Annotated in this window: 25 protein-coding genes; 10 read left to right on the top strand and 15 right to left on the bottom strand. The window is 35.7% G+C overall.

Annotation, left to right across the window (positions count from 1 at the left end; translation table 11 throughout):
- Positions 1 to 138 precede the first annotated feature (138 nt).
- From ACIQ7T_RS04675 to ACIQ7T_RS04650, 6 genes are all read left to right on the top strand, one after another.
- Complete coding sequence (locus ACIQ7T_RS04675) at positions 139 to 513, top strand: DUF2085 domain-containing protein (RefSeq protein ID WP_402868889.1); 375 nt, start codon at positions 139 to 141, stop codon at positions 511 to 513.
- An 11-nt stretch (positions 514 to 524) separates the two neighbouring features.
- A complete protein-coding gene (locus ACIQ7T_RS04670) occupies positions 525 to 938 on the top strand; it encodes a zinc ribbon domain-containing protein (RefSeq protein WP_402868887.1) in 414 nt (137 codons plus the stop codon).
- Positions 939 to 959: 21 nt separating this feature from the next.
- Complete coding sequence (locus ACIQ7T_RS04665; protein WP_402868886.1) at positions 960 to 1,262, top strand: zinc ribbon domain-containing protein; 303 nt, start codon at positions 960 to 962, stop codon at positions 1,260 to 1,262.
- 216 nt (positions 1,263 to 1,478) lie between these two features.
- Positions 1,479 to 3,233, top strand: a complete 1,755-nt coding sequence (locus ACIQ7T_RS04660) for an ABC transporter ATP-binding protein (protein ID WP_402868884.1) — start codon at positions 1,479 to 1,481, stop codon at positions 3,231 to 3,233.
- Positions 3,234 to 3,250: 17 nt separating this feature from the next.
- The gene (locus ACIQ7T_RS04655; protein ID WP_370082246.1) at positions 3,251 to 3,928 is read left to right on the top strand and encodes a response regulator transcription factor; all 678 of its coding nucleotides are present in this window, start codon (positions 3,251 to 3,253) and stop codon (positions 3,926 to 3,928) included.
- Positions 3,925 to 4,998, top strand: coding sequence for a HAMP domain-containing sensor histidine kinase (locus ACIQ7T_RS04650; protein ID WP_402868882.1), 1,074 nt, complete (start codon positions 3,925 to 3,927; stop codon positions 4,996 to 4,998). Before ACIQ7T_RS04655 ends, ACIQ7T_RS04650 begins: the two co-directional genes overlap by 4 nt.
- A gap of 42 nt (positions 4,999 to 5,040) precedes the next feature.
- Here ACIQ7T_RS04650 and ACIQ7T_RS04645 read toward each other — a convergent pair whose 3' ends face one another.
- A complete protein-coding gene (locus ACIQ7T_RS04645) occupies positions 5,041 to 5,628 on the bottom strand; it encodes an NAD(P)H-dependent oxidoreductase (RefSeq protein ID WP_370082250.1) in 588 nt (195 codons plus the stop codon).
- A gap of 121 nt (positions 5,629 to 5,749) precedes the next feature.
- Here ACIQ7T_RS04645 and ACIQ7T_RS04640 point away from each other — a divergent pair, with 121 nt between their 5' ends.
- Entirely contained in the window at positions 5,750 to 6,187 is a 438-nt protein-coding gene (locus ACIQ7T_RS04640; RefSeq protein ID WP_370082252.1) for a MarR family winged helix-turn-helix transcriptional regulator, read from the top strand.
- Between the two features lie 44 nt (positions 6,188 to 6,231).
- Here ACIQ7T_RS04640 and ACIQ7T_RS04635 read toward each other — a convergent pair whose 3' ends face one another.
- The 3 genes from ACIQ7T_RS04635 to ACIQ7T_RS04625 form a co-directional block, all read right to left on the bottom strand.
- Positions 6,232 to 6,516, bottom strand: coding sequence for a GNAT family N-acetyltransferase (locus tag ACIQ7T_RS04635; RefSeq protein WP_402868879.1), 285 nt, complete (start codon positions 6,514 to 6,516; stop codon positions 6,232 to 6,234).
- 130 nt (positions 6,517 to 6,646) lie between these two features.
- A complete protein-coding gene (locus ACIQ7T_RS04630) occupies positions 6,647 to 6,874 on the bottom strand; it encodes a GNAT family N-acetyltransferase (RefSeq protein ID WP_402868931.1) in 228 nt (75 codons plus the stop codon).
- A 16-nt stretch (positions 6,875 to 6,890) separates the two neighbouring features.
- On the bottom strand, positions 6,891 to 7,511 hold the full coding sequence (locus ACIQ7T_RS04625; protein WP_402868877.1) for a Clp protease N-terminal domain-containing protein: 621 nt from the start codon (positions 7,509 to 7,511) through the stop codon (positions 6,891 to 6,893).
- A gap of 228 nt (positions 7,512 to 7,739) precedes the next feature.
- Between ACIQ7T_RS04625 and ACIQ7T_RS04620 the strand changes: the two genes are divergently transcribed.
- The gene (locus ACIQ7T_RS04620) at positions 7,740 to 8,504 is read left to right on the top strand and encodes a YqcI/YcgG family protein (RefSeq protein WP_402868875.1); all 765 of its coding nucleotides are present in this window, start codon (positions 7,740 to 7,742) and stop codon (positions 8,502 to 8,504) included.
- 197 nt (positions 8,505 to 8,701) lie between these two features.
- Here the strand turns inward: ACIQ7T_RS04620 and ACIQ7T_RS04615 are convergent, their stop codons facing one another.
- Positions 8,702 to 10,027 (bottom strand): amino acid permease, encoded by a 1,326-nt coding sequence (locus ACIQ7T_RS04615; RefSeq protein ID WP_402868873.1) that lies wholly within the window; start codon positions 10,025 to 10,027, stop codon positions 8,702 to 8,704.
- Positions 10,028 to 10,052: 25 nt separating this feature from the next.
- Positions 10,053 to 10,988, bottom strand: coding sequence for an arginine deiminase family protein (locus ACIQ7T_RS04610; protein WP_402868871.1), 936 nt, complete (start codon positions 10,986 to 10,988; stop codon positions 10,053 to 10,055).
- A gap of 142 nt (positions 10,989 to 11,130) precedes the next feature.
- Here ACIQ7T_RS04610 and ACIQ7T_RS04605 point away from each other — a divergent pair, with 142 nt between their 5' ends.
- Complete coding sequence (locus ACIQ7T_RS04605) at positions 11,131 to 11,577, top strand: NUDIX hydrolase (protein WP_370082769.1); 447 nt, start codon at positions 11,131 to 11,133, stop codon at positions 11,575 to 11,577.
- 105 nt (positions 11,578 to 11,682) lie between these two features.
- Here ACIQ7T_RS04605 and ACIQ7T_RS04600 read toward each other — a convergent pair whose 3' ends face one another.
- The 8 genes from ACIQ7T_RS04600 to ACIQ7T_RS04565 form a co-directional block, all read right to left on the bottom strand.
- Positions 11,683 to 11,910, bottom strand: coding sequence for a transcriptional regulator SplA domain-containing protein (locus ACIQ7T_RS04600; RefSeq protein WP_402868869.1), 228 nt, complete (start codon positions 11,908 to 11,910; stop codon positions 11,683 to 11,685).
- Positions 11,911 to 12,366: 456 nt separating this feature from the next.
- Positions 12,367 to 12,876 (bottom strand): QueT transporter family protein, encoded by a 510-nt coding sequence (locus ACIQ7T_RS04595; protein ID WP_402868867.1) that lies wholly within the window; start codon positions 12,874 to 12,876, stop codon positions 12,367 to 12,369.
- A 152-nt stretch (positions 12,877 to 13,028) separates the two neighbouring features.
- Positions 13,029 to 13,784, bottom strand: a complete 756-nt coding sequence (locus tag ACIQ7T_RS04590; protein WP_402868865.1) for a 3-oxoacyl-ACP reductase — start codon at positions 13,782 to 13,784, stop codon at positions 13,029 to 13,031.
- Between the two features lie 55 nt (positions 13,785 to 13,839).
- A complete protein-coding gene (locus ACIQ7T_RS04585) occupies positions 13,840 to 14,061 on the bottom strand; it encodes a DUF2829 domain-containing protein (RefSeq protein WP_142508321.1) in 222 nt (73 codons plus the stop codon).
- A gap of 187 nt (positions 14,062 to 14,248) precedes the next feature.
- A complete protein-coding gene (locus ACIQ7T_RS04580; RefSeq protein WP_402868863.1) occupies positions 14,249 to 15,115 on the bottom strand; it encodes a GNAT family N-acetyltransferase in 867 nt (288 codons plus the stop codon).
- Positions 15,116 to 15,135: 20 nt separating this feature from the next.
- A complete protein-coding gene (locus ACIQ7T_RS04575) occupies positions 15,136 to 15,699 on the bottom strand; it encodes a histidine phosphatase family protein (RefSeq protein ID WP_402868861.1) in 564 nt (187 codons plus the stop codon).
- A 454-nt stretch (positions 15,700 to 16,153) separates the two neighbouring features.
- Entirely contained in the window at positions 16,154 to 16,855 is a 702-nt protein-coding gene (locus tag ACIQ7T_RS04570; RefSeq protein WP_402868859.1) for a M23 family metallopeptidase, read from the bottom strand.
- 132 nt (positions 16,856 to 16,987) lie between these two features.
- Entirely contained in the window at positions 16,988 to 17,620 is a 633-nt protein-coding gene (locus ACIQ7T_RS04565) for a TetR/AcrR family transcriptional regulator (protein ID WP_402868857.1), read from the bottom strand.
- Between the two features lie 325 nt (positions 17,621 to 17,945).
- On the opposite strand from ACIQ7T_RS04565, the gene ACIQ7T_RS04560 reads away from it, so the two are divergent.
- The gene (locus ACIQ7T_RS04560) at positions 17,946 to 18,326 is read left to right on the top strand and encodes a hypothetical protein (RefSeq protein ID WP_402868855.1); all 381 of its coding nucleotides are present in this window, start codon (positions 17,946 to 17,948) and stop codon (positions 18,324 to 18,326) included.
- Positions 18,327 to 18,416: 90 nt separating this feature from the next.
- On the opposite strand, the gene ACIQ7T_RS04555 is transcribed toward ACIQ7T_RS04560, so the two are convergent.
- Entirely contained in the window at positions 18,417 to 19,721 is a 1,305-nt protein-coding gene (locus tag ACIQ7T_RS04555; RefSeq protein WP_402868853.1) for a GHKL domain-containing protein, read from the bottom strand.
- Between the last annotated feature and the right edge of the window lie 323 nt (positions 19,722 to 20,044).

Below are 20,044 nucleotides of genomic sequence, written 5' to 3'. Positions count from 1 at the left end.
CCTATCTATTCAATCATTTTATACCATTTCATACTAAATTATGTTAAAATTAATTTTTATCATTCCAATATTCCTTTTTATAGTATATTATATTCGTTGTTTCCTTTTATTGAAAAACTTGATTAAATAGGTGATTTCGTGAATCGATATTTTCAATTTTTGTTCCTTTGCCATAGATTACCAAGCCGATCTTTTTTTTATAAAGGTGTTCAATTTCCGATTTGCGCACGTTGCACAGGAATTTGTATTGGATATGTAATTGGCATTATATTGGCGTTATTTAAAGTTTTACCTTTTTTTTATGCTCTTATTTTAACAATTCCTATGATTATAGACGGAACGGGACAATTATTTAATAAATGGCTTAGTACTAACTATCGGCGATTAGTAACAGGAATACTCGGTGGAATAGGTATTGTTTTTATGATTTTACACGCCGCTCTCTTATTTTGGAATCTAACTATTTATCTCTATAAAAAAGGAGAATATATTGGTTCATTAATTTTTAACTAAGGAGACTGAAAATGTTTTGTACCTATTGTGCATCCAATCTATCAGAACAGGCAGAAATTTGCCCAAATTGTGGTGTTAGAAAATTCAAAGTACATAATTACTGCCAGAATTGTGGGAATGAATTAAATGCTTTACAAGAAATGTGTACTTCATGCGGTATTATTTTAAGAAAATCTCGAAAGGGTACTCACCCACTAGCTCCTGCATTACTTACATTTTTAATACCCGGTGTAGGCCAAATCATTAATAATCAAATGGGTAAGGGATTTCTTTGCTTATTTATATTTATAATGATTTCTGTTTTTGTTTTAAATAATTTAATAATTGGATTCATAATTGTTGGTTTACCTATTTTAATTGATGCTTATTTAATCGGGAAAAAATGCTGTGAAGGAAAAGCAGTAGGAAAATGGGAATTCTTTTAATTTTAGGAGGTATAATTTAATATGTTTTGTCCACACTGTAGTGAAGAAATTGCGGCACAAGCAGAAATTTGTCCAAAATGTGGTGTTCGTGTACATAATACATACCAAGAGGATAAACCAAATATAGCTATTAATATCCTTTCTTTTTGTTGTATACCGCTCTTAGGGATTATTATGTACTTTGTATGGAAAGATGATAAGCCTAAAGCCGCTAAATCTGCTTTAATATGGGCGCTGATTTCAGTCGGTATATATGTAGTATTAATGGTCTTATTTGGAATACTAGGGTTTGTACTTGGTTCTATCGACGAGTATAATTATTAAAAAGAGGCTAGGACTTAGCTAGTCGAAATTTTTAAAAGCGCGAGAAATCAATTTTAAACATTGATTTCTCGCGTTTTTCTGATGTGGAGTTTTTTATGTTCCTGCTACCGATCCTCATTACCTCCTCATTTCATATTCAGTTCATATTGACATGCTATAGTTAGTATCATAAAAGATTCATACTTTATTGTTGATGAAATCGAAGGAGGATTTACTTTGCAGGAGGCATCAAAAAATACGGCAAAACTGAAGGATTGGCGGCGCTTTGTTCACTTAGTCAAACAGGCTGAGCCACCAATATGGCTTTTAAGTATCGCATTAATAATGAGTTTAGCAACTACGGGCGTTGGCTTTATCGTCCCGTTATTTACAAAAAAATTAGTCGATGGCTTTTCATTAGCATCCCTTGATTATTGGCAAATACTTTTATTAGGGATTGCTTTTATCGCGCAGGCAATTGCGGGTGGACTTTCCATCTATTATTTAAATCGTGTCGGACATCATATTGTCGCGAAATTACGAGATCAGCTTTGGAGAAAGCTACTTCATTTACCAATTCCTTATTATGATGAGAACGATACAGGGGAAACATTAAGTCGTGTTACGAATGACACAGCTGTTGTCAAGGATCTCATTACGGAACATCTTGCGAACTGTTTATCAGGCGTTATATCTATTATTGGATCAATCATCATTCTATTAATCTTAGACTGGAAAATGACATTAGTCATGCTGATTGCTGTTCCGCTTGCTATGGTTATTTTAATGCTGTTAGGAAGACGAATGTTTGTCATTTCAAAAGGAATGCAAGATGAGACAGCAAAATTTACGGCTGTGCTCAATCAAGTTTTACCTGAAACGCGCTTAGTAAAAGCTTCAAATGCCGAGAATATTGAATATGAGCGTGGCAAGAAAGGCATTACAAACCTCTTTACGTTTGGTTTAAAAGAGTCTAAAATCCATGCTCTTATTTCGCCTCTCATTTCGTTTGTATTAATGTCAGTTCTTGTGGCTATTATTGGTTATGGCGGTGTACGAGTTTCTTCAGGAGAGCTTACAGCTGGCGACATGGTGGCATTTATTTTATATTTAATCCAAATCATCATGCCGATGACCCAATTAACAATGTTCTTTACACAGCTACAAAAAGCAATGGGTGCTACTGAGCGAATTAGTGCATTACTTGAGCATGAGGAAGAAAATATTTTCGAAGGAAACACATTAGAAAAAGTGGATCAACCGATTTATGTAAAAAATGTTGACTTTGCATATGGAGAAGACCTAATTTTATCGAATATTAATTTTACCATTGAACCAGGTAAAGTTACCGCCATCGTCGGACCTAGTGGCGGAGGAAAAACAACAACATTTTCTCTGTTAGAAAGATATTATCAGCCTACTAACGGAAGTATTACACTTGGAGAAACCCCTATCAACACGTACTCCCTACATTCTTGGAGAAGCCAAATCGGCTACGTTGCTCAGGAGAGTGCGCTGCTATCTGGAACGATTCGTGAAAATATTTGCTATGGCATTGACAGAGAAGTGCAGGATGAAGAGCTTGATAGAGTTGCTAAAATGGCCTATGCCGATCAATTTATTAATGAATTACCAGAGCAATTTGATACAGCGGTAGGAGAACGTGGCATTAAGCTTTCTGGCGGTCAACGACAACGAATTTCTATCGCTAGAGCTCTTTTGCGTGACCCTCAAATATTAATGCTAGATGAAGCAACATCTAGTCTAGATAGTAAATCGGAAATCTATGTTCAAAAAGCATTAGATAATTTAATGCAAGGTAGAACAACGCTTGTAATTGCACACCGCCTTTCTACAGTAGTAGATGCAGATCAAATACTTTTTGTGGAGAAAGGACATATTACGGGCAGTGGCACTCATGATACTCTATTTGAGACTCATGATATGTATCGAGAGTTTGCCAAGCAACAATTACGTATTAAAGAGGAATAACGAAGGGATTTGTTAGCATGACAAAACTATTAATTGTAGATGATGATGCGCATATTCGGGAATTAGTTAAGGTATTTTTACAAAATGAAGGTTTAGAGGTAATTGAAGCTACGGACGGTGTGGATGCACTGTCCAAATTGGATTCCGATAAGGTGGATATGATTATTATGGATATTATGATGCCAAATATGGATGGCTGGGAATTATGCGAAGAAATTCGTTCATTTAATGATAATCTACCAATCTTAATGTTAACCGCAAAGGGAGAAACCTCGCAAAAGGTAAAGGGTTTTCATCTTGGGACAGATGATTATCTTGTTAAACCATTTGAGCCTGCAGAGCTGATCGTCCGTGTGAAATCAATACTTAAAAGATACCATATTTCCCTATCTCAACTTGTGGAAGCCGGCAATATTAAGTTAAATCGTAATACACATGAAGTCTTGTATAGCGGTGAATCTTTAACACTTCGTTTAAAGGAATTTGAACTATTATTTACGTTAGCAAGCTATGCTGGAAAAACTTTTTCACGTGAACAGCTAATCGAAGAAATTTGGGGATACGACTATGAAGGTGATGAACGAACAGTCGATGTTCACATTAAAAGACTTCGTCAACGTTTCCCTCAAGAAACAAGCGGATTTTCTATTCGTACAATTCGCGGCCTAGGCTATCGATTGGAACTTGTTTCATGAGAAGACTAAAAAATTTTTTAAAGCTTTTTTTAACTTTAATGCTTCTTCTTATCATTAGCATCGTCTTTGCCTTTATTTCCTACCACATAACGTCCTGGATTTATGATTGGTTAGGCAAACATCCACAAGGTTTCTGGCTTCAATTATGGACCGTAGTTGGTGTTTTTGTTCTCTTTGCTTGCTCAGTCATCATCACCTTTTTAATTGGGCTAAAAAGACAACGGAACTATTGGAATACGATTGTAGATGCATTAAGCCGGATTGCTAAAGGTGATTTTTCTGTCAAATTAGATCTGAAAGCAGATGACGAAGATCAATTTGGTCAATTAATACATGGCATCAACCATATGGCAGTCGAATTAGGTGAAATGGAAAGAATGCGCCAAGAATTTATTTCGAATGTATCTCATGAAATTCAGTCGCCTCTAACATCTATTAACGGCTTTGCTAAAGCATTGAAAAACATAGACCTCCCAGAGGATAAGCGACAGCATTATTTAACAATCATTGAGATGGAAAGTAATCGACTATCAAAAATTAGTGACAATTTACTAAAGCTAACGTCGTTAGAATCACAACACCACCCCTTCGAGCCAAGGCATTACCGACTTGATAAGCAATTGCGTAATGTCGTACTATCGCTAGAACCAAATTGGTTAGCTAAAAATATCGACATGGATATGCAATTAGAAAATATTTCGCTAATGGCGGATGAAGATTTAATGAATCAAGTATGGATGAATTTACTAAGCAACAGCATTAAATTCACGCCAACTACTGGCACTATTACAATATCAATGACAAAACAAATGGACACGATCACTATTGCCATTCGTGATAATGGTATCGGTTTAACAACGGAACAACAAAAGCATGTATTTGAGCGATTTTATAAGGCTGACCAATCAAGGACGGCTGAGAATGGCGGCAGTGGTTTAGGACTATCTATTGTGAAAAAAATCATCGATATGCATAACGGAACCATTACTGTTGAAAGCAAGCTTGCTGAATATACAACGTTTTTTGTAACACTGCCAGTAGAAATAGATCAGACTCGTGCAAACGAATAGAAGATTCAATCTTCGTCCGCACGAGTCTATTAGGCAGATGAACTAGTAAGCTATTTTTCTAAAATATTGATAAACTTTTTCGAGTCTTCTGCTTTGTCTCCCCTTCCCACTCTCCATGTTGCCAAATTCAAAAAACTTCACTTGTTTAATGCCAACAAAATTAAATAACGCTCTTTTCATTAATATTTTATGAGCATTATTTAGCCATAATAGTGGATATTTTGTTGGCCCCTTCATTGTCGAAATACACACCACTGATTTTCCTTTAAGAAGCCCCTCAGGAAATAGTCCTTTTTTATCTTTATAAGCAAAATTGGCCGAAAACAATTGATCAATATACCCTAGAAGCATTGCTGGTGGCCTTCCCCACCATATCGGATAAACAAAAACGATTTTATCAGCCCACCTAATTTGTTCTCGATATTTCTCAAGTTTTGGATCACGAAACATATCACGACGGCGTTTATGTTCATGGAATACTAAAAGCGGATCAAATTGCTCCTCGTATAAGTCTAGTACTTGAATATCCCTTATGAAAGGATTGTCATTACAGCCCTTCTTAACCTCCTGTAAAAAAGCATAATTCAAACTTTTATGATTGGGATATGTATAAATAATTAATGTGTTCATCATGCACCTTCCATTACTTATCATTTGATAACTAAATAATAAACCGCCTGATTTTAGTTGTCAAATGATAATTGTTTTAAGATAAGTTTTTTGTTATCTTGTCAATAAGAGGTGGTCACGTTTGGACAAAAAAGAATTATTTAATCAGTTTGTAGCATTTACAACAGCGGTACATCAAGTAACACATGAACTAACTCAAAACGTTAAAATCGATAATATTACACCTGTACAATATAAAATTCTAGAATATATAAAAGTAAGCCAACCAGTTACGCCTACTGAAATTAGTGATTGTCAGCATATGTCCTTACCAAATACAAGTCGTGAATTACGGAAATTACAGGAAAGAAAGTTAATTAAAAAAATTAACGATACCGAAGATCGTAGAAAGCACTATGTTTGCCTTACAGAAGATGGAGAAAAAGTAATGGAGAAAGCATTTGCCTGTATAGAAGAGCGTTTTCAACAGCTTATTCAACATGCATCTAAAAAAGACTTAGATGACATTCATCATGCATTAAACATTCTTGACCAAAAGGTTTTTAATCCAAAATCATAAAAAACCTGCATTGCTTTTCATTAGGAAAAGCAATGCAGGTTTTTTCATTGTTTATTAAATTGACATAGAAAGCGTTCTACACCTGGGTATTTCTCTCCTAGGCTAGTTACGAAAAAACCATAGCGTCGATAAAAATCTACGGCCTCATAATCTGTTTCAGCAACAATTGATGGGTACTTACTTGCTATAAAATTAATCATTTTACTCCCAATGTTTTTTCCTCTTTGATCAGCTAATACAGCAATATGCTTAATCTCGCACTCTGATAAGCTGATTTGTTCTATACCAATACAACCAGCAATTTCACCTTCGAATTCAATGCTATACAATGTCCTATTCGATAAAAGTATATATTTTTCATACTCTTGTTGAACTTTTCATCCGAAGTTGCAAAAGAAAGTAGTTTTCTAATAGCTGGAGAAATAGTTTTTGCTTGAACTATATTCATAACTTACCTCCTTAAATGTTGGAAGCAGGAATGACAACAGCATGACAAGCTTTTTCATAAAATTCAATTGGACCTGCTCCTCCTATAATTGCATATTCATATCCAATTTCGTGCATATCTTTTAAACAATGATGGAGGAGGGAATATCCTATCCCCTTTACTCGATTAGATTTCGCTACACCCATTGGGCCAAAATAACATTTTTTATTTTGATAAACGTCAAATCCAGCAAATCCAATAAGATCTCCCTTACTATCAAAAGCTACATAGATGGAAGGCGCAGTACTTAAAAATGCACTTTTTAATTGTTTCTGACCACTCTTGCGAAAAATGACTTTCTACAAAATGAATTAGCTTGTTTTTATCATCGCGATTGACTCTACGAATATTACTATAAATCAAATCTGGGAAATTGTAATTGTGAAGATGAGCAACCATATCCCGCGAAGTCGTACCAAGTTTTAAAATCATTTTCTTGTCTTTTTCTGAAACGAATTCCTCAAGCATATTCGCCTTTATTATTGCTTTAAGTAAGTGTCCTTCATTTATATAAACCTGGTTATAGTTTTGCATATAACAAGTGGCTTGTTCCAATACTGTTAAAACATCATTTGTTATTGGAACATTAAATAAAGTATGGCTCGTAACCTTCTTGTCTGATTTTGTATTAAGTTCATTAACCAAATTTCTTATAGAAGCTTCATCTATAGTACATTTTAATACAATTTCGCCAAGGACCCCCTCTTTTTCTTTTAAAGAAGCAAGTAAAAAATGAATAGGCTGTAACACTTTATGTTGTGAAGAGGTAGCTTCTTTTTCTGCATTCTTGAAGATTCTTAGCATACGATTTGTTAATTTTATATTAGATGAATTCATTTGCCCCTCATCCCTTCGTTTTATCTGACCTTAATGATCGAGCTATATGTAATTTTTAATTGTCAGAACTTTATCTTATCATTAATCATTTTTTCTATAAATAAAATTTGAACTACTTCGTGGGGATCCCCTTTGCTTTTTCCATTTATAGATCATTAATGCCTATACATCGTCACCCATTTGCTTTTTCTTTAATAGAATAAGGATGTATAGAAGGAGGAGACATAAGTGGAAGTAGCGGTGTTAGACAGGAAGTGGATAGAAGAACATTTTGTAACACTTCCATTATGGCAACAGTCAGCATATACCGACTTCGCTGCCATGGTTGCAGATGAAGCAAATACGTTTCCCTGTATTCCAGCTAGAAAAGGTTTTTTATCGAACGAGCTTCGCTATAGTTTTATCGGAGATCCACGAGAGGAGCAATCGATAAAGACGTTAGCACGATGCTTAAAGGAATATGATAAGTGCGCTAAAACGTTTGGTAAATATACAACACATACCATTTTCTTCAAAACCCCTAATGATATGCATAAAAATTTCGATGTTGAAGATTACAGAAATTTATTTTGGTCTGTTTTAAACAATTTGACGAAATTCGATGATATCGATTGGCCAAAGGAAATTCCAACCGATCCAGCGCAGCATGAATGGGAATTTTGTTTTAACGGTGAGCCTTATTTTGTGTCTTGTGCAACGCCCGCACATAAATTGCGCAAGAGTCGTAATTTTTCTACTTTATTAATGGCCTTTCAGCCACGCTGGATATTTGAAGAAATGAACGACTCTACTGTCTTTGGTCGAAAGTTAAAGAAGCTTATTCGTCAACGTATTAACGAATACGATGCTATTCCAGCTCATAGTGATTTAAAATGGTATGGGCAAGAAGGTAGTTATGAATGGAAGCAGTATTTTTTAAGTGATGATAATAGTAGTGCATCGAAATGTCCTTTTTTACGAATGCAACATTCTCTGCAGAACAAAGAACAATAATCAATTATGCCTCGGTATTATTGTGTCTGAATTGGCTTTGTGCTAGCACAAAGCACTCCTTTCCGATTCCGTGCCATCCGCCGGAGGCTTTGGGCCAACAGATGTTTTTTGCGCGAAAGCGAAGCGTCAGCAGCATGATGTTTTTTGCGCGAAAGCGTAGCGACAGGTACAGATGTTTGGACACCCGCTGAAAGAAGTTAAACATGCTTACCGTGTTTTTGCCTTTTCATGACAATCCAAGTCGCAATTCCTATGATGATGATAAAAAGCAGGCTCACGAAAAAACCGAGTCTGCTTGTTTTTTCTCCTAACGTCCCAGACACCGTCACTACAATGAGCAACATCCCGATACTATTCTTCACATGCTCCCACTTTGACAGCTCCATTAGCTTTCTATATGTCACTAATATAAAGAGCCAGTTATAAATTAGCATTAAGCCTGCCGCTGTAACCAAATATTCAAAAATCTTTTCTGGCATAAGAAAGCCTATAACAATAGTGATGATTAAACCACTAGCTAAAAAAAGAAATGCAGGAAATGGAATCTTCATCTTCCCTTTTTTCGCCAAAGCCGTTGGAGCATCATGATCCTCTGCCAATGTAATGAGAATCGTTATAACCGCATATAAAGAGGCGACCATTGTTGAAAAACCTGCAATAATTAACACGCCATTAAAAATGTCTGCAAAAAAAGGAATGTGATAGCCATTAAGCGCTGTAATAAATGGGCTTTCCTCAATATTAAAGTCCTTCCAAGAAACAAGCGTCAAAGCAAGCATAATAGCCATTATAAAAATGACAGTTATAGTAATAATCATGACTTTTCCAGCTTTCGGTGCTTCTTTAGGATTTTTTAAATCAATGACCATTAATCCCATAACTTCAATCCCACCAAATGCATAAAAGGCATATAGCAGCCCAAGCCATAGTCCTTTCACACCTTGTGAGAAAAATTCTTCATAATTTGCATGCAGTGAATCGAGTGTCGTTGATTCCGAATTAAATCCTTTTATTAGTAAGACAACCGCTACTATAATAAACATCACAACCGCTGCTGCCTTTAACGCACCAAAAATATTTTGAAATTTTTCAAAGCCCTTCATACCCGTAAGAATAACAGCTAATCCAAGTGCAGCATAAATAGACGCAGCAACCCATAATGGAAGCGTTGGAAACCACAGTTTTGTGAAAATACCAAGCGCCGTCAATTGGCTACCCATAATGAGCATCTCAGAAATCAAGTAAATCCAGCCATTACTAAATCCTGCCCAATTGCCAAAAGCTTGCTTTGCATAAGTACGGAATGAACCCTTATCTGGATTATCAACTGACATCTTAACAAGAGCATCATAGACAATATACGTAGCAATTGCCGCTAACAAAAAAGGAATCACAACAGCAGGACCACTTTTATGAATGGCCATACTTGTCCCAAGAAAAAATCCTGTTCCTAGTGTACAACCTATACCGAGAAGAGAAAGCTGCCACCAAGACAACCTCCCTTTACTTGTTTTAGATGTCATTTTGATCAACCCTCCTGCCTTTTTGCTACTTTCTTAACAATGGCAATGTCATGCAACGAATGCCACCACCGCCTTTTTCAAGCTCTGTGACATCAATTTCTATCAAATTCTTCTTTTGCAATAGTGGATGCTTCGTCCATTGCTGCTTCGTTGCTTGCTTACTAATTAACAGTGTTTCGGGATTAAGATTGATAAAATTAATATCAGGGATTGTGTTATATTTTTCAAGCCAGTAAACGTCAAAGCCATGGTGATTTAAAAATTGCTCAGTCATTTCAAAACGATTTGTTTCAGCTGTGAATACATGAACAGGAAAATAACGCATAAAGTTTTTAGCTATTAGCATATTAGCGTTCGTCACATTACAATTCATATCTAAATGAAGTGTATCGGAGCGTCTTGGCAAATCAATGATCGCAATTTCCGAAAATCCTTCTTGGAAGATACGATCCTTGATACTTTCCACAGCCTCTAATGTTGTTCTCATCCCAATATTAATAAGTACGGCATCTTTATTTAAAATCAGCACGTCTCCACATTCTAAAGCAGTCGAAGGTTGTTTAACTTTTAAATTTTTTTCTGGAAACCACTTTACTAATAATGAGTGTGCATGTGGATACTCTGGACGCCTTAGCGAACTACCTGCCTCTCCAAGGAAAATACTATTTCCTATAACACAGGCAAGATCGCGTACAAAGTATCTATTAATAAGCTGCTCACTTACTGTTTTCTGATCAGTTGTTAGCTCTTTCGAATAATCAATAACATGGACACCCGCATTTTCTAGTGTTGTCTTAAATTCCATAAAATTCTCCATTGCTTTAACATGATTAACAGTAGCATCCCATCCTACATTTTCAGCTATTGTTAAATCTGGTACATCTAATTTTGAAGGTGCACAAAGCATAACAACCTTAAGTTCTTCATGCTCCGACCAACAATTCGGTTGAAATGAGTCCATATTGTATTCTCCCCTTCTTCATTCCTATCACTGTTAGCGTTACCACCAAGATTGGGATTATACAAATTAAAGGAGGATTTTTTTGTTATTTAGATAATTCATATATATAAGTATAAAAACAATTAAAGAAATGAGTGTAACTATGGAATATTATAAATTTTTAAGACAATATGTAGGACACCAACCCATCATTTTACCTGGTTCAGTTGTATTAATTCTTAATAACGCAAATGAAGTGTTATTACAAAAAAGATACGATGGAGGTTGGGGTCTTCCAGGTGGTTTAATGGAATTAGGAGAAAGCTTAGAAGATACCGCAAAAAGAGAAGTGTTAGAAGAAACAGGATTGGTTATAGCGGACCTAAAGTTATTAGATATTTTTTCTGGTCCAGAGTATTATCTTAAAGTTCCGAATGGGGATGAATTTTACTCAGTTACGGCAGTCTATTATACAAGAAATGTTAAAGGCAATTTAGTTATTGATTATAAAGAATCAGAGACAATGCAATATTTCTCACTATTAAATTTACCGGATGGATTAGATAGCAGATATATTGAACCATATATAACGCAGTTAGTTATAGAATAAGATTTAGAGAGAAAACTTATTACGTCTTCTCTCATTATAGTGTTGAAAATGCACTTTTTAATGTAGGAAAATCAATGCTAATGAACTACTTATTGTAAGCCTCTATCAATGAAAATATTGGTGATAAGCTTGCTCAGCATCCATTTCTCTAGTAAATATTAACATATCGTTTGTTAGTGGATAATACGAATCAAAGAGAAGTAGCCCCAGTTCATTTGGATTATCAGGATTGTTCACCACTGCCGCTTCCTGTATGTTTACTACTTGCTGAATAGATGGATGTTGATAAAAAATGAAAACTATATCCCCTGCACTATATTGCTTTTGCTTCATTCCATCACCTTCCTAAGCCTTTCCATTAGTTTGGTGTAAGAAGATGTTAAATATAATCAATTTTTGATTTCTCATATAGATTTTATTTAAATGCAGAAATTTCATGGTTATGGGAGCTTATCTGTTTGGAATGGAAATGTTCTTGGTGCAACACTTATAGGCAACGGGGCAAGAACATTATAAACTAGTTGATCGTGTTGGTAATAATCTCGCTCACGGTGCTGGCTTGTGGGATCAATTAGCGATAGTCTTCCTGTCAATGTTGGTTAGCCGATAATTCGTGTTAGTGAAATGAGGAAGAGAGGGGGATTAATTAAATCTGATAAAGTAGAAAAGGATTTATTGAGCGAGTGAGGCTTCCCAAAATGTTCATACCACAACTAATTGCAGGCCAGTTTCTCTTATAAAATCAAAAAAGCAAGTCACCTTTTAATGATGACTTGCTTTCTCTTCAATTTATTTCGTCAAATCAATTTTTTTATTTAATAAATAAATAGTCATACCACCAACAGTCATGGATAGCAATTCTCCAACACCTACTGTAAACCAGGTTGCCCAAAACGGAAGATCATAGAGAATTGTTAATTGTCCTGCAACGGTGAACATTGATATAGCAAAAATCAATGCAGTTATAACCATCTTCACAATATCATTTGTTATATTTTTCGTTACTCTTCGGCAAAGAATTAAAACGAGAAATGTCGCAATTCCACCAATAGGTACATCTAATATCCACGTTGGTGACATGAAATTTGCGAGTACTACTCCTAGAGTCACTGCTAACACATAGCGCTTATTGTATAGGGCCAGGTAGTTAAACATCTCCGATAAGCGTAGTTGAACTGCCCCAAAACTAATAACTGACAATAAAACAGTTACAGCCACATATAAAGCTGCAACAAGTGCCGTCTTTGTAAGTTCGGTTACAGAAGTACGGCTAGAATCTTTTACAATAGATGTATTCAATTTTATTCTCCTTTGTAAAATAGCACATCCGCTATTTTAGTAATAACTACGGCCAAAGGAAGAGAGCTTTTGCCCTATCTGAAGTGCCGCAGTGCAAGCTAAATTTTTGCTTACTTGCGTATTATAGCAGAAGAATATCTTATAGAACAATACTATTTCGTCAGCCAGCCGCCATCAATCGGCATAACAGCTCCATGAATATAATCAGCTGCTGAACTTGCTAAATAAAGTGTTAAACTTGCCACTTCACTTGGTTGGGCCCAGCGTCCAGCAGGCGTTTCATCGGCGACCCATTTTGCAATTGCACCGTCACCTTCAAAATCCGCTTTGTTCATCGGTGTTTGAATGGCTCCCGGTGCAATGGCGTTGGCACGAATTCCTGCACGACAATAATCTAAGTCTAACTGCTTCGTATAGCCAACAATTGCATGTTTAGACGCTGTATATGCCGCACCTCCACCGCCGGCAACAAGTCCAGCAATAGATGCCATATTAACGATTGTGCCAGATTTTCGTTTAACCATATGGGGTAATATCGTATTTGTCACAAAATAAGTACCTTTTACATTGGTATTCATAATTTTATCCCAAAGCGCCTCATCTGTATCAAGCGTTTTAGCAAAGCCATCTAAAACGCCTGCGGTATTTAATAAAATATCTACTTGCTTAAATATAGAAATCGCAGCATCAAATGCTTGCTCTACATCGTTCTTATTACATACACTACCTACTGTATAGGCAAATTGTTCAGGAAATTGGTTATGTAGATTTACTAACCCTTGCTCATCTAAATCAAACCCGAATACACTCGCCCCATTATTTAAAAATGCAATAACTTGGGCTTGACCAATACCTGAAGCAGCCCCCGTTACAAATACCGTTTTACCGTTATATTCTTCAAATTTCATATATATCTCTCCTCAAAAAACAAAGAAACCACCTCATTTGAGATGGCTCTTTCGATTAATTGACAATTACCCAATCTTCCGCTAATAAATCACAAACTGTCGGTGTGAACATTGTATAACCCTCACCACGTACATTAATTAAAAAATAAGGATTCAAAGCCTCGCCATCATGTTCGCTTTGTCCAACAAGCTTCACATACAATTCGGCACCGCCCCATCCTTTACGAATTACTTTTTCTCCCGCTTTTAAGCGTGGTAATATCTCTTCAAACGTCATTCAAATTCATCCTTTATTTACATTCTTTATCGGATTAGTATACTGGAATTCTTGAATGTTGACAACCTGTTAAAACTAGCCCTCAAGTAAAACCGTATAAAGTAGTTGTTGCCCATTAATGTCAGCAATGATTGGAAAAAATCTCTGTTCCACTTTCTCCAGCCTAACGTTGACTTTTAAACCATCCCTAATTTTCTCTACTCATCTCGCAAACATATTTTTTCATTTGCACTTGCTCTGTCTTAACCTCAAGCCCATTTTCCATCAAATAGCTCGCCGCCGGATTGCTTGCTAAAAAGTTAACTGTGGCTAAATTTACTTTATGATTTGTAATGCTTGCGATAAAGTGTGGAATATGTTCTACATTGCCATTCTCCAATAACTCTAATTGATAAAGCACTATGTGGTTGATGGCTCCATCCTGATCCCATACTATTTTATATAACATATAGCCAAGCGCTTCATTATTCTCGTTGTAAAAAACTTTAGCTTCCCCTTGTTTATTACTTTGCCAGCTACATTGCCAAGGAACATCTTCCTGATAAAAAGATAAATATGGAAGTTGTTCTGGCCGAATTGTTTCCACATGAATTACGGCTTGCCCCTCTACTTTTGCTTCATATTCGCCACTTAAAAATAGCAATTGATTAGTAATTGTATAGCCATACTTCTCATATAACGCAATTGCTACTTTATTCTCTTTTATAGCTTCAAGCGTTGCAACCTCCACCTTCTCTCTTTCATAGATGGCGATTGTTTCTTCCATTAAAACACGAGAAACACCTTTACCACGATAGTCTGGAGAGATACCTGTTCCGCCATTCCATGAGGTTTTCTTACCATTTATTTGTCTGAAGCCATTTAATACAATACCCACAGGATTATTATGATCAAATGCGACAATTGAAAGCTCTGGCGATAGTCCTTCTCCAACGAGTCGGTTTAAAAACATCTCTTCATTCATTTCTATTTGTACAAAATACCCCTCAAAGCCTTTATTCCAAGTTTTTAAAGTTTCCTCTAAAGTGCATTGTGAGACCGTTTTTATGTCCATACTTTTCTCCCATCCCTAACTTAATTAGAGCTACTACCTAACAGTGGTAGATCTTCTAAAGTTAGTTTTTTTATTATTTCATACCCATTTCCAGGACCTTTTGGCTTAATAATAACCATTCCCATATTAGAAACAATCCCTAATCCAACACCTTCGGGAAAGCTATGGGCAACAATCACTTGATTCGTACCCTGTGGTGGCTCTCTTTCTAACATCGATTGTAGATTTGATAATATATTTGTTTTTTCAACGATTGGAATGTTTCCACCCAATTTATAAATTTCATATCCAAGTGGATCAATTTGGATATAGGAATAAGGAAATGCGAGCTGTGCCGTTTCAATTGTACGACAAAAAGGACTTACGACAATCGGTGAACTGATCGGGATTTGTAAATAGCGAAGCATTTGTCCAAAGTAAATTGCCTCCCTTCGCCCAACTTCAGACAAATTTCTTTGAGTATAACAATCTTGAAAATTTAAATTTAGCTGATCTACCCCGACAGTTGCTTGGCCATGCCTCGCATACAAAACAAATCCACCCTTTTTCAATAAAGAAAGGATTGATTTATCCAAATATTTCATCTCCTCTTAATAGAGTACCATTTTGATTATTATTAATATATGAAATGAATTGCTCAAAAAATGTAAAAATGAAAGTTGAAAATGCTTTTCACACAGTGAATGAGTTACTTCACCTGTAGAGCAGATAATTTAGTCTGCAATTCCTTTATTTCGCCGGATGAACTTTTATTTTAGCCAGTAAACCCTTTTATTTCGCCGGTTGAACATCCTCTTTAGCCGCTAAACCCCTTTACTTCGCCGCTAAAACTTCCTCTTTAGCCGCTAAACCCCTTTACTTCGCCGCTAAAACTCCCACTTTAACCACTAAACCTCTTTACTTCGCCGCTAAAACTCCCTATTTAGGCGTTTGCCGTAAGGGGGAAACTTTGTTATATGGGTACCGTCAGGAAAATGCGAATTTACAACGCTAAGCCCATTTTCCTGACGGTACCTCTTATGCAGTTTTAATTTAATCCTATTCATCAGATTTTTGAAATCTTATTCTATCCTTATTTGTTGGAATTCCATTATTTACTTTTTCCCATTTGCCATTTTTAAATAATTCGTATTGTTCAAAAGCAAAAGGCAATCCGTGTGCAGTAGTGATGTCACTACTATCCATAAGTTGAAAATGCAAATGCGGAGCAAAGGAGTTACCTGAATGACCAACTCTAGCAATTACTTCACCTTTTTTTACACTTTGACCAACTGAAACCTGAATTGACCCTGTTTGAAGATGGACTAATGCAGCATATACATTGTCGCCACATTCTATAATGATGTAGTTGCCAGCAACTGATTGTATGTCGTCTTTCTTTGGGTCAAAATAATGAGCATTTTTATAAGCGTTAGACATATCTGAAAGCAATTTTGTTCGTGTTCGTTCTTTATAACCATCCTCTGCTTGGACAATGACCCCATCGCAAGGAGAATACACGTCTTGCCCCCAACAATAATATTCATCTAAGGGAACCCCAAAAAGTAGATATTGCGCCAAACTAACGCGATAGGCGGGCCAGCCCTTTCTTTCCCAATCCACTTGTATAAAGTCATAAGCATATCTTGATGCTAATTTGTTTGTGCCGTGACTCGGAATTTTTGTACCTGGAGTGTTAGGAGAGTGCCATTCTCCTCTCAAAGGAAACTCTACAATTATCGGCTCACGCGCATCAATCATCTCATATCCCTCCCCGTCGATTCTTTACCTACATTATTGAAAATGACTAGTGCTACAAGGGGAAGTCCCAGTACCATACAGACACGTGCAGTCAACCGTTTTTTTCGTGTTGAACGCACATTTCCCAACCCCTTATTCATTTCTTGACGTGTAGAATACTTTTCTAAGTTCATCAAAATATCCATCAAGTTTTTCAACAACGAGTTCATAGTTCAAAGACTGAGAATCTGAATTTCTAATATCATCTAATATTTCATTAGTAAATCCAATATTAGACCAAAGTATAAACTGCTTGCACTTTTCTATATCCAACCCCTTTCTAAACTTAGCTTCATCTATTTCATCAAATAATTTAGGATAACAGCTTGAATGTTCTTTGTTTGTTCTATTTTCAAGTTCCTCATTAACCTCGTTGGAATTAGTAGTTCTTGAAAGTTTATTAAACTCTAAAATCCAAGGGTACTTTTCCGATAGTTTAATTTGCAAAAGATATGATTGACGCAATCTGTCAAAAATATCTTTCGTATCATAATTCATCAATTCAAAATATTCTTTTTTAATTAGGTCAGAGAAGTAATCATACACAACAAGAAATAGCTCCTGCTTGCTACTGACATAGTGGAACATAAGGGCTTTAGAAATTCCGGCTTCTTTTGCTATTACATTTGTTGAAGCGTTGTCATACCCCTGTGATGAAAATTCTTTTAACGCTGCATTTAGAATTGCGTTCCTTCTTTGAGAGTCTAAATCTAATAACTTTGTCAACATTCGTCACTCCTTTATAAGAAACATGATTAACCTATTAGGTCAATTCCATTTTAAGGTTATTTACCTAAAAGGTCAACGAATGTGTTAGTTCAACAAGAATTACACAATTTTATTATTAAATTTTGAATGCAAACAACTTTTAAGAGCCTTATTACAATAAAATGAAATACACGACTTTAGTGATTCCAGCGATCATTTCGGAGGAGCAATCCGTCACTTCGGAGGTTCTTTCCATTAATTCAGAGATTCTATCCATGATTTCGGACGTTCTATCCATGATTTCGGATGTTCTATCCATCATTTCGAAGGTTCTATCCACGATTTGGGGCGTTCTATCCATCTTTTTGAAGGTTCAATCCATGATTTGGGGCGTTCTATCCATCTTTTCGAGGGTTCTATCCACGATTTGGAGCGTTCTATCCATCATTTCGAGGGTTCTATTCACGACTTTAGTGATTCTAGAAGATATCAAGAAGATAATGCTATAAAGGAATATATGCATATGACGAATGAACATAAAGATCCATCTAAGGGCTTGGAGCCGTTCAAAGATTATACTGAGTTTGAAGATTATGTTTTAAAACGGATGGCGGATGAATTAGGAACAACACAGCTAGAAGGAGAAGATTCAATTAGAGCAATTACTAAATTTTTATCAAAGATTGAGGAGGAACATAAAGACTATTTAGAGAGTGTTGCTTAGAAATGCGTGCGTGTAATAATTGCAAATAAAGCCGTCCAATCCGACGACTTTATTTGCATTACTTTAACACTTGACTTTTAGTTTGGAAATTTACTTTATTGGAATGGTTACTATTGCTGTTGTCTCTAAACGTTTTGATGAATCGATAGAAATTTGACCGTCGTACTTATTAACAATTTCATTCACAATAAACAAGCCCTGGCCTCTTATTTTACCAGATTCTGGTTTTTTAGTAGAAAATCCTTGCTTGAATATTTGCCCTGCTTCTACAATATTTGGTCCAGTATTTGTAACCTTAAATTCATATTGCTTGTCATCAGCTTTACAGCAAATTGTTATTTTACGTTGCTCATCCGATAATTCATTTGCCGCATCAATCGCATTATCTATTAAATTCGACAAGATTTTGATTAAATCTGTTGTTTTAATTTTATTAAATGCATCCTGTGATACTGAAAAATCCATATCAATATTATGATTTTGTGCAGTTAGTTTTTTCGTTTGTAATAAGATCGCCAAGCCAGGATGATCAATATTTAATTTGAGTGACTTAATAGCCTGAACCTCTTTGGATAGTGAATATAAATATTGTTTGGCCTGATCAGGTTTGTCTAATTGAAGAAATCCATGCAGTACTTGTATGTGATTTGTGAAATCATGTCTTAAAGAGGACACGGAAGTGATTAAAGTTTTAATTTCTGCTTGATATGTATCTTCTGTCGCTTCAACTTCCTCCGCCACTTCTTTTTGATACCATCTCTGTAAGAAGAAAACTGAGCCAATCACGATTAAAATAAGTACACCATTAAAAATAAAGACTAAAAGATTGTCTTCGATCACTTTTCCCTTAATGTCATTTAATGTGTCTGCACTAATATCAATTCCTATGTATGCAATAACCGCCCCTGTTTCATCCTTAATCGGTGCACCAACAGTTAAGTAGGAGCCATATATAGAATCTTGTATTACATCTGTTATAAATGTTTCTCCATTATAAGCTTTTTGCACTTGTGTCTCGGGTACTGTACAGTCCATTCCGATATAAAAGCCTTTAACTTCACTTGGTAAACCCATAATCATTGCTTTGGATACCTTAGGATTTTCAATATCTAATGTATAAACAAATAAAGCACCTATTTTTACTCTTGCATCGTTTAAGTAGCTTCTTATTTGCCAATAATACTCATTTTCCTCGGGGTTATCTAAAAATTGTTTGTACGCCTCTACATCAATAGTAGATGCGATAGAAATAGCCGCTTTCAGACTTTGGTTCGCTATTGACTCTTCTACTGTCTTTTTCATTTTTATATAAGATGTAAAGATGTTTAAACTTGTAAACAGTACTAATAAGAGAGTTGATAGTATTAAAATTAGTTTTATTTTTCGTGTTTTCATACAAACTGGTACTTCCTTATCTATAGACATGAATAATGCCTTAATTTAGTTGGGCTTGGCTTTCGCAAATACAAAAATCTTTGCCGAAGTTAACATCATGTCATACTCTCCACTGGGGAAATGATTTCAATCCATTATTGTAAACTTCTTTTTTATGGTTGTTCAATTATGCCTCAGCATAATTACTTCCGGAATCAGCTTGGGTAAATGCATACGATTCAGGATTCTTCGCCTCTCTAAATAACAATATTCGTTCTTATCTTATCATCCCAAGAGAGTTTTGACTATTACCAACCCACATTTATCGCCACTTACTTTTTTGG

It is taken from the genome of Lysinibacillus sp. NPDC096212 (assembly GCF_044763105.1).
Classification (GTDB): Bacteria; Bacillota; Bacilli; order Bacillales_A; family Planococcaceae; genus Lysinibacillus.
Note: the sequence above shows the minus strand (reverse complement) of the source record. Positions and strands in the feature narration are given on the sequence as shown.

Bases quoted from the DNA above. Each gene is read 5' to 3' on its own strand.
- ACIQ7T_RS04555 (WP_402868853.1), bottom strand. From the start codon at position 19,721: ATGAAAACACGAAAAATAAAACTAATTTTAATACTATCAACTCTCTTA.
- ACIQ7T_RS04585 (WP_142508321.1), bottom strand. From the start codon at position 14,061: ATGACGTTTGAAGAGATATTACCACGCTTAAAAGCGGGAGAAAAAGTA.
- ACIQ7T_RS04580 (WP_402868863.1), bottom strand. From the start codon at position 15,115: ATGGACATAAAAACGGTCTCACAATGCACTTTAGAGGAAACTTTAAAA.
- ACIQ7T_RS04605 (WP_370082769.1), top strand. From the start codon at position 11,131: ATGGAATATTATAAATTTTTAAGACAATATGTAGGACACCAACCCATC.
- ACIQ7T_RS04625 (WP_402868877.1), bottom strand. From the start codon at position 7,511: ATGAATTCATCTAATATAAAATTAACAAATCGTATGCTAAGAATCTTC.
- ACIQ7T_RS04590 (WP_402868865.1), bottom strand. From the start codon at position 13,784: ATGAAATTTGAAGAATATAACGGTAAAACGGTATTTGTAACGGGGGCT.
- ACIQ7T_RS04600 (WP_402868869.1), bottom strand. From the start codon at position 11,910: ATGAAGCAAAAGCAATATAGTGCAGGGGATATAGTTTTCATTTTTTAT.
- ACIQ7T_RS04615 (WP_402868873.1), bottom strand. From the start codon at position 10,027: ATGACATCTAAAACAAGTAAAGGGAGGTTGTCTTGGTGGCAGCTTTCT.
- ACIQ7T_RS04670 (WP_402868887.1), top strand. From the start codon at position 525: ATGTTTTGTACCTATTGTGCATCCAATCTATCAGAACAGGCAGAAATT.
- ACIQ7T_RS04610 (WP_402868871.1), bottom strand. From the start codon at position 10,988: ATGGACTCATTTCAACCGAATTGTTGGTCGGAGCATGAAGAACTTAAG.
- ACIQ7T_RS04650 (WP_402868882.1), top strand. From the start codon at position 3,925: ATGAGAAGACTAAAAAATTTTTTAAAGCTTTTTTTAACTTTAATGCTT.
- ACIQ7T_RS04665 (WP_402868886.1), top strand. From the start codon at position 960: ATGTTTTGTCCACACTGTAGTGAAGAAATTGCGGCACAAGCAGAAATT.
- ACIQ7T_RS04645 (WP_370082250.1), bottom strand. From the start codon at position 5,628: ATGAACACATTAATTATTTATACATATCCCAATCATAAAAGTTTGAAT.
- ACIQ7T_RS04575 (WP_402868861.1), bottom strand. From the start codon at position 15,699: ATGAAATATTTGGATAAATCAATCCTTTCTTTATTGAAAAAGGGTGGA.
- ACIQ7T_RS04570 (WP_402868859.1), bottom strand. From the start codon at position 16,855: ATGATTGATGCGCGTGAGCCGATAATTGTAGAGTTTCCTTTGAGAGGA.
- ACIQ7T_RS04655 (WP_370082246.1), top strand. From the start codon at position 3,251: ATGACAAAACTATTAATTGTAGATGATGATGCGCATATTCGGGAATTA.